A 15,327-nucleotide genomic window follows, 5' to 3' on the forward strand; every position below is an offset into this window, starting at 1 on the left:
CGCACCGACCACGCCCGCCACCCCGGCCACGCTGGGCCGGCGCCGGGTCAGCGCCGATAGACGGTGAGCGCCGACGCGCTCGCACTGGTCGGGTAGGCGACATAGGCCCCAACCATTCCGCTCGCCGCGTAGCTCACCGATGCGTAGACGCCGTGCCCGTCGGAGGTCGTGAGCACCCCGGGCTTCGCGACCTTCCGCGACACCGAGCCGCCCGCGGGCACCGACACCGTGCCGCCGTTCGGGCCGCTGAGCTTGAGCTTCACCGCCGCCGACGAGGTGTTCACGAGGTGCAGCACCGCCCCCGGCCCCGGCGCGATCGGGAGCGCGGCCGCGCCCGTGAGCGGCGCGGCCGCCGCGTACCACGCGAAGTCCGTGCCGCGCTTGGTGTCGACCGTCGATGTGTGCACGGCCGCGACGAGGGGCTCGGTGCTGTCGATCGTCACGGTGAACGTCCCCGTGCCGGCCTTCTCGAGCGGGATCTCGGACACCACGCCATGGCTGGCCGTCGCGCTGAGCGCCGTGCCGCCGCCCTTGCCGGCGTCGGGCTTCACCCCGATCGTGACCTTGGCGTCCTTCGTGCCGACCGGCAGCACCCGCAGCACGGGAACGCCGCCGTCGCTCGAGTCCGTCGCAGTCGCCGTCGACAGGCCGGAGCCGTCGAACACGGCACCCGGGATGACGAGCTTCTTCGACGGCGACGCGGTCGGCCCGACCCACTCGTCGCCCTGCGGGGTCACGCCCGAGATCTCGGATTCCTGCAGCTCGGCGCTCACGGTGCCGCCGGTGCTCGTGACGTGCACCACGGTCGCGCTCGCGTTCGGCACGAGGCCCGCCAGCGGCACGACCCGCTGCGTGTGGGGCTGCACGAGGATGCCCGTGCCGCCGGCCGCCGCCGCGAGCCCCTGCTCGGAGTACGCCTCGATATCGACCGTCGCCGCGACATCGCCCGGGTTGCCGAGCTCGACCAGCGTCGTCGAGCCGAGGGAGGTCGCCCCGCCGACGAGCCAGTGGTCGAAGTCGGGCTGCGCGCAGTTCGCAACCGAGAGGCCTCGCATGTCCTCCGTGCTCGACTCGGAGCTCTGCGCCCCGGCGAGCAGCGGCTCGCGCGCGGCATCCTTCGCCTTCTCCTCGAAGGCCTGGGGAGCCGTGCCGCCCTCCTGCACGTCGGCCGCCGTGAAGGGCACGGATGCGGGCGACGAGTCGTCACCGCCCGAGACGACGGTGGGCGCCGACAGAGCCGAGAGCGTCGACGTCGACGTCCCCGAACCGAGCTGAAGCAGCGGCCCCGGGCAGGCGACCGACGCGGCGGCCGGCACCGGGGTCACGGCGCGCGACGCCGGCTGTGCCTGCGCGCTCGGCAGCGGCAGCGTGAACACGGCCGTCACGACCGCGAGGGTGGCGGCGAGCCCCGCGGCGCCGGCGAGCACGCGCACACCGGCCCGGGTCAGAACGGTTCTGCGGTCGCTCACAGCTGGGTCTCCTCGTCGGAGCCGCCGACGGCGGCATAGGCGGGTTCGAGCTCGACGCCCGGCTCGGCGGTCTGCTCGAGGTCGGGGTCGGGGCGATCGGATGCCTCGGCCGGATCCTCGGGAACGCGGGCGGCCTCACCCCCGCCCTTCGGCCGGCGGATCCGCCGCCGGGGAGCGGCGGTGTTGCCGATCGGCACCGCGAGCAGCGCGAACACGCCGAACACGACGACGAGCATCAGGACGATGAGCGGCTGCCGCCAGCCGCCGGGGTTGTCGGGCAGCGCCACGGGCGCGATGTCCTTCGTGGTGCTCCACAGCGTGCCGTTCGACGTGCTGCCGACGCGGGCGAGCAGCGGGTCGCTGTCGAGCGCGGTCGCGGCGCGGTCGCCGAACGCCTTCTGGCTGACATCGGGCGACTGCCCTGTGTGCAGGAAGACGAAGCTGATGCCGAAGCGCTTCAGATCGGCGGCCGCGTCGAAGCCGCTGCGCGAGACGAGGTTCACGGCCAGTCGGGCGAGCTCGGCGTTGCTGGCGGACAGGCTCGGCTCAGTGGACTCGAGCGTGCTCTGCTGCTCGAGGGTCTCGCCGGAGCCGTGCACGACGCCGGCCGTGATCTCGCCCGTGTCACCCGGCGTGACGACGAGAGTCGCCGTGCGCGGCTCGCTCGCCGCCTCGGCCATGACGTAGGCGGGCAGCTGGCCGCCCGGGTTCGAGATCACGGCGGCCGAGCCGAGCAGCCCGGTCGCGGCGAGCGGCACCACAGCGGCGATCGCGCCGACGGAGGCGACCCAGGCCGGGCCGACGGAGAAGCCGCCGAGCGCGGCGAGCGCGAACAGCGCGGCACCGGTGAGCCCCAGCCAGTACAGGCTGAGCCCTGACCCGGCCCAGAGCCTGACCGAGTGCGCTCCGGAGACCTGCAGCGCGCTGTGCGAGGCGACGGCCGCGGTCGCGAGCCCGAGGAACGCGCCGAGAAGCGCGCCGCCTGCCCGCACGGTGGGGCGCAGGAACAGCGCGAGCAGCGCGAGCACCATGAGCGGCGCGACCAGCACGATGAGGAGCACGGTCAGGGCGCCGGTCGACCAGCCGAGCGTGTGCGCGAGACCCTGCCAGCCGCTCGTCGCGCCGCCGGGGAATCCGAGCAGCAGCTGCCAGTCGGCGGCCGCGGGCCCGGGCACCGGCACGCCGGGGTCCGCGAAGATGCGCAGGGGGTGGCCCGCGCCCAGCTGGGTGAGCACGAGCGGCAGGAAGAGGGCGATGGCCGGCAGGGGCACGAACAGCGCACGGAAGACGCTGCGGCCGCTCGCCGCCGTCCACACGAGCCAGGCCAGGGCCAGCGCCGGCGTCAGCGAGGGCGCGCACGCGGCGACGCCCGCGGCGAGCAGGGCGGTGGCGCCGGCTGCCGACCACGACCGGCGCGCGGAGACCGCGGCGAAGATCAGCCACGGCAGCAGCACGTGCGCGAGAACGGCCGCGGGGCGCCCGGCGGCGAGCGCCGCGAGCAGAGGCGGCGCGAACGCCCAGGCGAGGGCGAAGACCGCGCGGATGCCGGGGCGGCGGGTGAACCGCGCGGCGAGCACCCAGGCGCCGATCGCCGCGATGGGCATCGCCGCGAACCAGAGCAGCACGAGCGAGAGCGACGGCTGCCAGAAGGTCAGAGAGCCGAGCAGCGCGAGCACCGCCTGGAACGGGTCGCTCGGCCCGGCGAATCCGACGCCCACATTGCGCCAGCCCCACCCGAGCCCGCTCCACAGCTGGCCGACCGAGGTGTTCAGCGGCAGCAGTCCGCCGCCGCCGAGCGCGCTCGCGCCGAGCAGGCGGCCGTTGACGGCGACCGAGGCCGCGAGGGCGGCGATGAGCACCCAGCCGCCGCCCGAGCCGAAGAAGTCGAGCTCGCGCCACTCGCCGTGCGCGGCGGTCAGGGCTGCCTCGCGCGCGAGCATGCGCCGTCTGCGCAGCTCGGAGGCCGGGAGTCGAAGCGGGGCGATGACGGCCCAGCCGGCGCGCTTCGCGTTGGCGACGTTGCGGCGTGCGGTCGCCAGCTGGCCGTCGGCGAACGCGGCCTGGAAGGCAGCCGCGAGCTCGCCGCCGACGGCTCCTGGGCGCTTGGCGATGAGCCAGGCGATCGCACGGGCGAAGCCGAGGGGCACGAGGGTCAGCCAGTGCAGCGCGAGCGCGACGCCGGGCGCGTAGGCGAGCCTGCGGTGCAGCTGGGCGAGGCGGCGCTGGCGGTGGCTGACACGCTCGGCGCCGGTGCGCTGCGAGAGGCGGGGGCCGACGACGCCGTCGCCGCCGATCGCGACCCGGGCACCGGGGGCGACGACGACGCGGTGGCCGGCGAGCCGCACGCGGACGCAGAAGTCGAGGCCCCCGTCGACGACCGGCAGCGCGAGGTCGAGGCCGCCGAGCTCGGTGAAGACCTCATGCCGCACGAGCATGCCGGCCTCGTGGACGCCGAGCACGTCGGAGGCGCCGTCATGCTGCCCCTGGTCGAGCTCGTCGTCGACGAGGGGAACCGTCGCGCCGAAGCGGGTCATGGTGAGGCCGAAGCCGCGCAGGCGATCTCGGTCGTCCCATTCCACGAGCTTCGGCCCGGTGACGGCGACGGAGGGCGAGACCTCCCCGACGGCGAGCAGCTGCTCGAGCGCCTGGGGCTCGGGCGCCGTGTCCTGGGCGAGCAGCCACAGCCACTGCTCCGCGTGCACCGGCGGCTCGACCGCGCGCAGGGCGGCGGCGACAGCGGCGGGGAAGCTCAGCTTCTCTTTCGTGGCGAGGTGCTGGGTCGGCGCGAAGGCGGCGACCTCTGGGGTCACGTCGCCGTCTGAGCCGGTCTCGATCACGACGACGGAATCGGGCCGGCGGGTCTGTGCTCGCAGCGACTCCAGTGTGCGCTGCACACGCGCCGCCCCGTGCCGGACGACGATGATGGCGGTGACTGTCTGAAGCATCGCGGACAGCCTAGGTAGGCGTTTCCCGCCGCCCGCGCAGCGCTACAGGCGCGTCATGAAACCTGGGAGCGCGGTGAAACAGCGGTGCGACTCGGCGAAGCCGGATGCGCGCCGACTCGGCGACACCGGATGCGCGGGCCGACTCGGCGAAGCCGAATGGAGGCCGGTCGGACTCGCTCAGCCCGCGCGGCGGCGGAGCTTGCGGCGCTCGCGCTCGGAGAGGCCGCCCCAGATGCCGAAGCGCTCGTCGTTCTGCAGCGCGTATTCGAGGCACTGGGCGCGCACCTCGCAGGAGGTGCAGATCTTCTTGGCGTCTCGCGTGGAGCCGCCCTTCTCGGGGAAGAACGCCTCGGGGTCGGTCTGCGCGCACAGCGCGTCGGACTGCCAGGCAAGAGCGTTCTCGTCTTCGTCGACGTCGGCTCGGCGAACGCCGGGCACCCCCAGTCGTACAGGATCGACAAACCAGTCGTCCGGCACTGCGGAGCGATAAGCATCAGTCATATCGGACTCCCTTTCCCCACCCGGCCCCAACCCCTTGAGGACCGCCTGTCTTGCCGGTCGCGCCGGAACGGCGCTTGACCAATTACACCCGTGTAATTCACCGCAAGTCAAGTCGCGAATCGTAAGGGCAGACAGATCGATCGCGCCGCCCGGGCGTGTCGGCGTGTCACGAAATTGGCGGGATCGGAATCAAATGATGTCTACCCCCCATTGGGGGTCGCACCAGAACCGGTCGCACCTGAGCTGGGCTAGACGCCGGGGTCTACGCCGCGATCGAGTCTCCCGTGGTCGCGAGGAACAGCTCCCCCGCGCCGCCGATCGCGAGCTGCTGCTCGTCGGGGGTGATGTAAGCCGCCTGCCCGCGAGCGAGCGAGACGGAACCGGTGCGGCCCGTGAGCTCGAGCGCCCCGTCGGTCGCGATCGCGATCGCGGGCGCCGTGAGGGGGATGCCCGCGGGGTCATCGCCCTCGTCGACGACCGCGTGCACGAGCGCGAAGTCGGGCACGTCGGGGCGGAACACCTCGACGCCCGGCGCCAGCTCGGCCGGCTCGAGCAGCGGCGCCGGCAGCGGGGTGAAGTCGAGCACGCGCGCGAGCTCGGGCACGTCGATGTGCTTTCGCGTGAAGCCCCCGCGCAGCACGTTGTCGCTGGCGGCCATCAGCTCGATGCCGAGCCCCGCGAGGTACATGTGGATGTTCCCGGCCGGCATGTAGAGGGCCTGCCCGCGCACGAGCCGCACGCGGTTGAGCAGCAGTGAGATCACCACGCCGGACTCCCCCGGGTACGCGTCGTTGAGAGAGATGACGGTCTCGAACGGCAGCAGCGCAGGGTCGAGCGCGTCGACGCTCTCGAAGTCGTCGGCACCGCACTCGGCCAGCACCAGGCGCGCGGCCGCGACGGTCTCGGCGACCAGCTGGTCGACCTCGGCGCCGCCCGAGAGCAGCCACGTGACCGCGTCGCGCAGCGCCGCGCCGTCGTCGGGAGCGCCGGCGAGCCGGTGCGCGAAGTCCTCGAGCCCGGCCGAGGACGCACCGGCGCCGCGCGCCGCCGAGCTCAGCCGGGCGAGATCGCTGGCCACGGCGGCGCGGCTGCGGAATCCGCAGAGGGCATGGAACGCGTCGGACAGCGCGAACAGCATCTCGGGCTTGTGGAACGGGTCCTTGTAGTTCCGGTGCGGCGCATCGAGGGGAACGCCCGCCGCGTTCTCGCGCGCGAAGCCCTCGGCGGCCTGCTCGGGCGACGGGTGCGCCTGCAGCGACAGCGGCGCGGCGGCGGCCAGCACCTTCAGCAGGTACGGCAGGTGCGGCGACTGCCCCGCGGCCTGGTCTGCCGCGAGCTGCTGCGCACCGAGCGCCGACTGCGGGTCGGCCGCGATCCAGGCGGCGAGATCGGGGGCGGGCGAGCCGCCCTCGATGCGAGCCGGCGAGCCGGGGTGGGCGCCGAGCCACAGCTCGGCCTCGGGGCTCCCGGTCGGCGCGCGCCCCAGCAGCCGCGCTATGGCGGTCACCGACCCCCACGCATAGTCACGGGGCGTGTTGTCGATCCGCACAAACATCGGGGGCGCTCCTCGCGTCGTCACGTCAGCAAAGCCACACCAGGCTACCGACCGGTCCTTCCCCGACCGTAGCCTGACGACGACCACCCAGCAGCAACGGAGCTCAGAAGGATCATGACCGACACTGCCATCGCGCCCGCCACCGTCTTCGAGCCGCTCGTCGCGGACTTCTACGGATTCGCGAACGAGCTGACCGACGTCGAGAAGGAGGCGCTCGCGAAGCTGCGGGCGCACCTCGAGGCCGAGGTAAAGCCGCTCGTGACGGAGCACTGGGAGAAGGCGACGTTCCCCCGCGAGATCATCCCGGGCCTGCACGAGCTCGGCGTCGCGTCGTTCGCCTGGGAGGAGACGAAGCCGTTCCCGAACTCGGCCGTCTTCCGCGGCTTCGCCGCCCTCGAGCTCGCCCGCGTCGACGCGTCCGTGGCCACCTACGTCGGGGTGCAGAACGGCCTCGCCGCCGGCGCCGTGTCGCTCTGCGGCAGCGCCGAGCAGCGCGCGCACTGGCTGCCGAAGCTCGCCTCTGGCGAGATCGTCGGCTCGTTCGGCCTCACCGAGCCGCTGTCCGGCTCGGACTCGGCGCAGGGGCTGCGCACCACCGCCCGCCATGAGGACGGCCCCGACGGCGGCCACTGGGTGCTGAACGGCGCGAAGCGCTGGATCGGCAACGCCACCTTCGGCGACGTCACCGTGATCTGGGCGAAGGACGAGGCCGACAAGCAGGTCAAGGGATTCCTCGTGCCGAACGACACCCCGGGATTCGTCGCCACCAAGATCGAGAACAAGACGGCGCTGCGCATCGTGCAGAACGCCGACATCACCCTGACCGACGTCGTCGTGCCGCACGCCAACAAGCTCGTGAACGCGAACTCGTTCCGGGACACCGCGAAGGTGCTGCGCCAGACCCGCGCCGAGGTCGCGTGGGAGGCCGTCGGCGTCGCCATCGGCGCGTACGAGGCGGCGCTCGGCTACGCCAAGGAGCGCGTGCAGTTCGGCAAGCCGATCGCCTCGCACCAGCTCGTGCAGGATCTGCTGGTCAAGTCGCTCGGCAACATCACCGCCTCGCTCGCCCTCGTCGTGCAGGTCTCCAAGATGCTCGACGCCGGCACGCAGCGCGACGAGCACTCGGCCCTCGCGAAGGCATTCACGACGTCGAAGATGCGCGAGACGGTGGCATGGTGCCGCGAGGCGCTCGGCGGCAACGGCATCGTGCTCGACCACGACGCGGCGCGCTTCTTCGCCGACGCTGAGGCGATCTACTCCTACGAGGGCACCCGCGAGATGAACACCCTCATCGTCGGCCGCGCGATCACGGGCGAAGCCGCGTTCGTCTAGGCCGGCGGCGGGCGCGCGCGACACATCAGGGATTCCTGAGCGGGCGCGCCGATACCCTTTGGTTATGAGGATCCCGGCCGCGCCGCTGCACCCCGCCGCGGGCATCCTCGCGACCCTGTCGTTCTTCACGATGTTCGCCGGCGACTTCTGGCGCAACCTCATCGGCTGGCCGGCCTACCTCGCTCTCGCCGGCGTGCTCGCCATCGCGAACGTGGTCTGGATCTTCGTCGCCCGACCCCAGCTGCGCTTCCGCAAGTGGCCGAAGATGCTGCTGCTCTTCGTGCTGCTCGCCGTCGCCTCGATCGCATGGGCGCGCTACCAGGGCACGAGCGGCCCCGGCGGCCACCTCGATGTGACCCTCGGCGCGCTCGCGCTGATCGCGGCGGGGGTCGCGGGCCTCGCGCCCGCGCTCATCCTGACCCAGCGGCAGCTCGCCGCGGTCGTCGGCGGGGCGCTGCGCTGGGTGCTCGGGCTGTCGCTGCTCTTCGAGCTCATCGTGGCGCTCGTCGTGCGGCATCCGGTTTTGCCGCTCGTGCGCGTGGCGGGCGTCGACTACACGGGCAAGCTGCCCGGCGCCTTCTACTGGAGCCGCGACCAACTGCTGCACGGCGGCCAGATCCAGGGCATCGTCGGCAACTCCGACCTGCTCGCGATGTGCGCGCTGATCGGCCTCATCATCTTCGCGCTGCAGCGCGCCGACGGGCTCTCGCGGCCGTTCTGGGGCTGGTTCTGGATCGCGCTTGCGGTGCTCGAGCTCGCGCTCACCCGCTCGGCGACGGTGACGGTCGCCGCGTTCGCGACGGCGGTCGTGCTCGGTTTCGCCCTGTGGGCGCGCATGCGCGGGCAGCGGGGCCGCGGTCCGATCTACCTCAGCGCCGTGCTGCTCGTGGTGGTCGTCGTCGGGGGCGTGCTGACCGCGTGGCACGAGTTCACGGCGCTGCTCGGCAAGGAGCCCGACCTCACGGGCCGCACGACCATCTGGCACTCGGTCATCGCGCTCGCGCAGCAGCACCCCGCGTTCGGCTGGGGCTGGCTCGGCTACTGGGTGCCGTGGGCCGAGCCGTTCGACGGGCTCGCCGTGCGGCACGGCGTGCAGTACCTGCAGGCGCACAACGCCTGGCTGGATGTCTGGCTGCAGCTCGGCATCGTGGGGGTCGTCGTGTTCGCGTGCCTCGCGCTCACGACGCTGGGGCGCGCCTGGTTCATGGCGGTGGACCGACCGATCGTGGATGCCTCGGCCAGGCATCCGTTCACCGCCTTGACGCTTCTGCCCCTGCTCGTGTTCTCCGCCCAGCTCGTGCAGTCGCTCGCCGAGAGCCGTCTGCTCATCGAGAGCGGCTGGGCGCTGCTCGTGGTGTGGTCCGTGACGACCAAGGCGAGCCGCCCGTGAGCCGAGTCGGGGGCTGGCGCACCTTCGAGGAGCCGCTGCTGAACTTCTTCGGCTCCGGGCGGTTCGCGAACGCGCTGTCGCTCGTCATCGTCGGTGCGGCCTTCTCGACCTTCGCGCTCCTGCGCGTCGTCGCCTGGCCCGGCCTCATCGGCGCGCTCGGCACGCTCGTGGTGCTGGCGACCCTGTCGTTCATCGAGCGGCGCGGCCAGCACGAGGCACGCGGGCTGCTGCCGATCTCACTGCTGGTCTTCGTCGCCTGGTGCACGATCAGCGTGTTCTGGAGCGAGAATCGGGGCACCACCGTCGCCTCGTCGCTGTACCAGCTGGCCTGGGCATACCTCGCCATCTATCTCGCGATCGTGCGCGACACGATCCAGGTCGTGCGCGTCGTGGGCGACGTGCTGCGGTTCCTGCTGGCCGGCTCGCTCGCGCTCGAAGTGTTCAGCGGCCTCGTGGCCTCGGAGCCGGTGCACTACCTCGGCGTGAGCGGCACCATCGCGCACGGCGGCCCGATCCAGGGGATCTTCGGAAGCCGCAACGCGCTCGCGCTGATCTCGGTGATCGCGCTCGTCACCTTCTTCGTCGAGTGGCGCACGAGGTCTGTGACGCGCGGGCGGGCGGCGCTGTCGATCCCGCTCGCGGCGATCAGCCTGCTGCTGTCGCGCTCCCCCGTGGCCGTGGCCGTCATCGCGATCGTGGTGGTCGCGGCGCTGTTCCTCGCCCTGCTGCGCAGCATTCCGGATGAGCGGCGGCGCTTCTCGGTGCAGGTCACGCTCGCGGTCGTCACGGTGCTCGCCGCCGCCGCGGCGTGGGTGCTGCGCGACCGGATCATCGCGCTGCTGGATGCCCGCAGCATGCTCAAGGTGCGGCACGAGCTGTGGATCCAGATCTGGGACTTCAGCAAGGCGAACCCGCTCGTCGGCTGGGGCTGGACAGGGATCTGGCGCGGCGACGAGTTCCCCTACAGCCTCATCAACCAGTTCAGCGGCATGCCTGAGGCGAACGGCCTGAACGCGTACCTCGACGTGCTGCTGCAGCTCGGCTGGGCCGGCGTGCTGATCTTCGGGGTGCTCGTGGTGCTCGCAACGGGGCGGTCGTGGCTCGTGGCATCCAACAAGCGCAGCGTCATTCACACGTGGACGCCGCTCGTGCTGATCGCCCTGCTCGCGACGAGCGCGACGGAATCGGTCGCGCTGGTCGACTACGGGTGGGTGCTGCTCGTGATCTGCACCGTGAACGCGTCGCAGAACATGAGCTGGCGGAGTGCGCTGCCGCGCTCGGCGCCGGTCAGTCCTTGGTGAGAATCGACGTCTGGTCGGGGTACGGCAGGGTCGGAGTGAGGCCGAACATGCGCCGCTCGTGCAGGCCGCTCTTCGCGATGGCCTCCTTGTAGCGGGCGCGGTGCGTGTTGTCGAAGACGATGATGCCGTCGTCCGCGAGGTGGGGGACGGCGCGCTCGAGGCAGGCCTCGCGGGCACGGCCGTCGATGACGATCAGGTCGAACAGACCGCCGACCTCGTCGATGACGGCGACGTAGTCCGCGAAGTCCTGGTTCTCGTAGCCCGGCTTGTGCGAGCCGATGACGGGATGCTGCGAGGGGACGCCCTCGCGCACCGTGAGGTCGACCTCGCCGGCCTCGGCGAGCATCGGGGCGATGAAGTCGGCGAAGCCCTGGTGGTTCTCGACGGAGTGGATCTCGTCGACGCGGCGCCGCAGATAGGCCGTTGATGCGCCCGAGCCGTATTCGAAGGCGCGGATCGGGTGCGGCCGCGCGGAGAGCCACGCGTCGACGTAGGAGATCGCGCGGTAGGTCCACCACGGCATGTCGAGCTCATTCATCGCCCGGACGTCGTGGACCCGCGGCAGGGTGAACGCCCAGTGGCGCAGCCGCGCATCACGCGGCGGGACGGTGGCCGGCAGCAGCCTGGCCGAGGTGAGCCCCTTGCCCACGGTCTGGGCGGCTTTCGCGTAAACGTTCTTGAGTGCCATGGGGGTGGTGTCGCCCTTCGGATCCGCGGAAATCCCCGCCAGCATAGCGACCCCGTCTGTCCTCGAGAGACGACCCGCGCACGACATGGCGCAGGCACAGCGCCGCCCCTTCTCGCCCTCTGTCGCGCGCCGCCCGGCGCCGCTAGCTTGGTCGCGTGATCGAGGACCACTACAGCACCTCACTCGACGCGCTCGGCGGCAGAGAGTCGTGGATCGGCAAGGAGGCGTTCTGGCTGCCGACCCATTTCGTTCCGCTCTCCGGATGGAATGAGCACGGGCCCTTCTTGTCATGGCTGATGGCGAGGCTGGCGCCCCGCACCTTCGTCGAGCTCGGCTCGCATTACGGTTATTCCTACTTCACGGCGTGCGACGCGGTAAAGCGGCTCGGGCTTCCGACGGAGACGTGGGCCGTCGATTCATGGGAGGGCGACGAGCACGCGGGCTTCTACGGCGACGAGGTCTTCGAATCGGTTCGGGCGATCAATGAATCCGAGTACGTGACATTCTCGACTCTCGTGCGCGGCTACTTCGACGCCGTGGTCGACGAGTTCGCCGACGGCTCCATCGATCTCCTGCACGTCGACGGGCGCCACCGCTATGAGGACGTGAAGCACGACTTCGAGACGTATCTGCCGAAGCTCTCCACGCGGAGTGTCGTGCTGTTCCACGACATTGCCGAGCATCAGTCCGACTTCGGCGTCTGGCGGTACTGGGAAGAGCTGTCCGAGCGGCACCCGTCATTCGCCTTCGAGCACGGCCACGGTCTCGGTGTGCTCGGCGTCGGCGCCGAGCCGCCCGAGTCGATGACGGCGTTCTTCGCGGCCGCCGGCGCGGACCCGGACGTGATCCGCACGGAGTACTCGCGACTCGGCCGCCGCCTGCAGGACGTGGCGGACTGGAAGTTCGAGACGCTGCGAATGCAGGTCGAGGTCGGCGAGCAGTCCGCGCGACTGCGAGCGAGCGAGACCGAGCTCGATGCCGTCCGTTCGGAACTCGCGTCAGCGCGAGAGGACCTGGCGGCCGCCCGGGCCGAGCTCGAGCGCACGAGGGCGACCCTGAGCTGGCGAGTCGGCGCGCCGCTGCGCGCCCTGCGGCGCCTCGACCCACGACGCCGCGCTTAGGATTCCTGGATGATCGCCTTCCCCGGCGCCGACGGCGCCGTCGCCGACATCGTCATCATCGCGTGGACTCGGGTCGACACCTTGCGGGCATGTCTGCAATCGCTCGCCGACGTGGAGGCGGCGCCCACATTCGGAGTCCGAATCGCGGCCAACGGCGCGACCGAGGAGGTCCGCCGGTTCCTGCGCGACGAGGTCTCCGGGGCCACGGTCGTCGAGATCCCCGAGAACATCGGGTTCGGCGGCGGTTGCAACGCCGCTGCGGCAGGCTCGCGGGCCGAGAACCTCGTCTTCCTCAACGACGACGCCGTCGTCGCCACGGACTGGCTCTCCGCCTTGGTCGACGCCGCGGCGCGCACGGGCGCGACGGCGGTCTCTGCCCTCATGCTCAACCCCGACGGCACCGTCCAGGAGGCGGGCTCGCGCGTGCGCGCCGACGCGGGAACGGTCCAATTCGGGGCGGGACTCAGTGTCGAGGAGGCGGCGCAGCGCGGGCTGCTGACCGAGAGACGGGTCGACTACGGCTCAGGTGCGAGCCTGCTCGTGCGGCGCGACGCCTTCGAGTCCGTCGGCGGCTTCGACGAGGCGTATCGCCCCGCGTATTTCGAGGATGTCGACCTGTGCTTCCGGCTGGCGAGCGCGGGGATGACGGTCTTCTTCACGCCGGCGGCGCGGGCAACCCACGCGTCGGGCGGCTCGACCGCGGCATCCCTGCGCTTTAGAGACTTTGCGTCGGACAACGCCGGATCGCTGTTCACGCGCCGATGGGCGGCGACTCTCGCCACGGCGCCCAGCCCCGACGAGCCGATCGATCGCCTCTGCCGCGTCGAGGCGCCCGACTACGCGGCCGTGCCGGTGCGCGCGCACGAAGAGGATGCCACCGCCGCCGCCCTGGAGATTCAGCGCGGGTACGCGGCGTGGCTCGAGAGGTCCCTCGATTCTGCGCAGAGCGAGTCCCAGGGTCTGCGCGCGGAACTCGAACGACAGCGCGCCGCCGCCGACGCCGCGAAGGCCACTGCGGACGAGACCGCCAAGCTGCTCGAGGTGGAACGCCTGCGCGCCGAATCCCTGGGCGACCGCGCCCATGACCTCGACCGCCAGATCTCCTCGCTGATCGACGCGAACCCGGTCAATCTGCTGCGCTGGCACAGCCGGGCGCGCCGCACGCGGGCTCAGTGATCGAACGAGCGCCGCAAGGCGGCGATGCCCGGCTCGGTGTCGCCGTCGAAGACGACGTTGCCGTGCTGCAGCACGACGACGCGGTCGCACAGCGCCATGATCTGCTCTGCCGAGTGAGACACGAAGACGATCGTGCGCCCCTCGCGCTGGAACTCGGCGATCTTGTCCATGCACTTCTTCTGGAACGGCTCGTCACCGACCGCGAGGACCTCGTCGACCAAGAGGATGTCGGGGTCCACGTGCACCGCGATCGCGAAGGCGAGACGCACGTACATGCCTGACGAGTAGAACTTCACCTGCGTGTCGATGAAGCCGCCGATCTCGCTGAACTCGACGATCGAGTCGAAGTAGCCGTCGACCTGGTCGTGCGTGAGGCCGAGGATCGCCGCGTTGAGGTACACGTTCTCGCGCCCGGTCAGGTCGGGGTGGAATCCGGCGCCGAGCTCGAGCAGGGCGGCGAGACGGCCGCGCCGCAGCACCTGACCCGTCGTCGGCGTGATGATTCCGCCGATCGCCTTGAGCAGCGTGCTCTTGCCCGAGCCGTTCGCGCCGACGAGGCCCACCGAGGTGCCGGACTGAATGGAGAAGTCGACGTCGCGCAACGCCCAGAAGTCGTCCTTGTGGGCCCGCGAGCGCCCGAAGTTGACGAGCCGCTCCTTGAGTGACTTGTCCTTGTGGAGCACGAACCGCTTCGAGACGTTCTCGATCCTGATGACGTCGGTCGTGCTGGTCGTGGTGGACATCGACATCAGATCTCCTGCGCGAAGTTGCCCTGCAGGCGCGAGAAGATGCGCTGCACGATGGCGAGGAACACGAGGCCGATGACGAGCATGATCAGCAGCCTGAGGTCGAGGTTCGGCGGATAGAGGGTGTGCGCCGAGGGGTCCTGACCGGCGATCCACATCGCCCGCTGGAAGGTCAGCATCGCGACGGACATCGGGTTCGCGAGATAGATCTGCTCGAGGATCGGATGCCCCGTGCTGAGGATGGCGTTGTGCACGAACGCGAAGGAGTACACGATCGGTGAGACCCAGAAGAAGATGTTGAGCCCGACCTCGACGAGGTACTGGACATCGCGCAGGTACACGTTGAGAGCCGACAGCAGGATGCCGATGGCGGTGCCGTAGACGACCGTGACGGCGAGCGCCGGGAAGATGCCGAGGAGCTCGAAGTGCAAAGGAGGCTGGCGCAGCGCCAGGGTGGCGATCACCAGGATCGCGAACTGCGACAGGAAGTCGACGATGGCCGACCCTGTGGCAGCGAGCGGGAAGATCTCGCGCGGAAGGTAGACCTTCTTGATGAGTCCCGCATTGGCGATGATCGAGCTCGTGCCGCTCGAGACGATCGCGGCGAAGAGGCCCCAGATCGTGAGCCCCGAGAACACGAAGATCGCGTAAGACGGGATCGCGCGCTCAGCCCCGAGGATCTTGCCGATGGCGAAGTAGTAGATCAGCAGCATCACGAGCGGTCGGATCAGGGTCCAGGCGAACCCCAGCGAGCTGTCCTTGTACTTCGCCTTGAGCTCGCGCCGCACGAGCAGCCCCATCAGCTCCCGCTGCACCCAGAGCTCGCCGATCGACCGGAAGAAACCCGTGAAGTGACCGACGCCGCTGGTGCTCGCGCTCTCAAAGGGCAGGGTCGCCAGTCGGGCGGCCCGTTCACTCGCTGCGCTCATCTACCATCCTTCATGCGCCGCGATGCGGCAGGTTGACAGCTAGATTGTATTGGGCGATCCCGTGGAAGCTGTGCAGGCGCCGGGTGCCGCCACATGCCCTCCTCGCTAAGCTATGCCGGCAGCCACTCGGCACAGGAGACCCCGACAAAGAACCGGAGCGCCCTCGCAGAATGA

At 71.0% G+C, this 15,327-nt stretch carries 12 protein-coding genes; 5 read left to right on the plus strand and 7 right to left on the minus strand.

From position 1 onward, the window contains the following. Positions 1 to 47: 47 nt before the first annotated feature. The 4 genes from ABD716_RS06710 to manA form a co-directional block, all read right to left on the minus strand. Positions 48 to 1,469: a DUF5719 family protein gene (locus tag ABD716_RS06710; RefSeq protein ID WP_344775109.1), complete on the minus strand. Its 1,422-nt coding sequence runs from the start codon at positions 1,467 to 1,469 to the stop codon at positions 48 to 50. Further along, complete coding sequence (locus ABD716_RS06715; protein ID WP_344775111.1) at positions 1,466 to 4,414, minus strand: glycosyltransferase; 2,949 nt, start codon at positions 4,412 to 4,414, stop codon at positions 1,466 to 1,468. Before ABD716_RS06715 ends, ABD716_RS06710 begins: the two co-directional genes overlap by 4 nt. 177 nt (positions 4,415 to 4,591) lie before the next feature. Next, on the minus strand, positions 4,592 to 4,915 hold the full coding sequence (locus tag ABD716_RS06720; RefSeq protein WP_120789821.1) for a WhiB family transcriptional regulator: 324 nt from the start codon (positions 4,913 to 4,915) through the stop codon (positions 4,592 to 4,594). A gap of 262 nt (positions 4,916 to 5,177) precedes the next feature. Beyond that, positions 5,178 to 6,470, minus strand: coding sequence for a mannose-6-phosphate isomerase, class I (gene manA / locus ABD716_RS06725; protein ID WP_344775113.1), 1,293 nt, complete (start codon positions 6,468 to 6,470; stop codon positions 5,178 to 5,180). A 114-nt stretch (positions 6,471 to 6,584) separates the two neighbouring features. Between manA and ABD716_RS06730 the strand changes: the two genes are divergently transcribed. From ABD716_RS06730 to ABD716_RS06740, 3 genes are all read left to right on the plus strand, one after another. Further along, the gene (locus ABD716_RS06730) at positions 6,585 to 7,802 is read left to right on the plus strand and encodes an acyl-CoA dehydrogenase family protein (RefSeq protein ID WP_344775115.1); all 1,218 of its coding nucleotides are present in this window, start codon (positions 6,585 to 6,587) and stop codon (positions 7,800 to 7,802) included. Positions 7,803 to 7,866: 64 nt separating this feature from the next. After that, positions 7,867 to 9,192, plus strand: coding sequence for an O-antigen ligase family protein (locus tag ABD716_RS06735; protein ID WP_344775117.1), 1,326 nt, complete (start codon positions 7,867 to 7,869; stop codon positions 9,190 to 9,192). Continuing rightward, a complete protein-coding gene (locus tag ABD716_RS06740; RefSeq protein ID WP_344775119.1) occupies positions 9,189 to 10,493 on the plus strand; it encodes an O-antigen ligase family protein in 1,305 nt (434 codons plus the stop codon). The genes ABD716_RS06735 and ABD716_RS06740 overlap by 4 nt, the downstream gene beginning before the upstream one ends. Here the strand turns inward: ABD716_RS06740 and ABD716_RS06745 are convergent. Next, positions 10,480 to 11,181, minus strand: coding sequence for a class I SAM-dependent methyltransferase (locus ABD716_RS06745; RefSeq protein ID WP_344775121.1), 702 nt, complete (start codon positions 11,179 to 11,181; stop codon positions 10,480 to 10,482). The two genes, ABD716_RS06740 and ABD716_RS06745, sit on opposite strands and share 14 nt — an antisense overlap. Positions 11,182 to 11,336: 155 nt before the next feature. Here ABD716_RS06745 and ABD716_RS06750 point away from each other — a divergent pair, with 155 nt between their 5' ends. Together ABD716_RS06750 and ABD716_RS06755 are read left to right on the plus strand one after the other, a co-directional pair. Beyond that, positions 11,337 to 12,302, plus strand: coding sequence for a class I SAM-dependent methyltransferase (locus tag ABD716_RS06750; protein WP_344775123.1), 966 nt, complete (start codon positions 11,337 to 11,339; stop codon positions 12,300 to 12,302). A 9-nt stretch (positions 12,303 to 12,311) separates the two neighbouring features. Further along, positions 12,312 to 13,478, plus strand: coding sequence for a glycosyltransferase (locus ABD716_RS06755; RefSeq protein ID WP_344775125.1), 1,167 nt, complete (start codon positions 12,312 to 12,314; stop codon positions 13,476 to 13,478). Here the strand turns inward: ABD716_RS06755 and ABD716_RS06760 are convergent. Together ABD716_RS06760 and ABD716_RS06765 are read right to left on the minus strand one after the other, a co-directional pair. Beyond that, the gene (locus ABD716_RS06760) at positions 13,472 to 14,227 is read right to left on the minus strand and encodes an ABC transporter ATP-binding protein (protein ID WP_425553396.1); all 756 of its coding nucleotides are present in this window, start codon (positions 14,225 to 14,227) and stop codon (positions 13,472 to 13,474) included. The two genes, ABD716_RS06755 and ABD716_RS06760, sit on opposite strands and share 7 nt — an antisense overlap. Further along, on the minus strand, positions 14,227 to 15,153 hold the full coding sequence (locus ABD716_RS06765) for an ABC transporter permease (RefSeq protein WP_344775127.1): 927 nt from the start codon (positions 15,151 to 15,153) through the stop codon (positions 14,227 to 14,229). Before ABD716_RS06765 ends, ABD716_RS06760 begins: the two co-directional genes overlap by 1 nt. Between the last annotated feature and the right edge of the window lie 174 nt (positions 15,154 to 15,327).

Source organism: Gryllotalpicola kribbensis, from assembly GCF_039538245.1.
GTDB lineage: Bacteria > Actinomycetota > Actinomycetes > Actinomycetales > Microbacteriaceae > Gryllotalpicola > Gryllotalpicola kribbensis.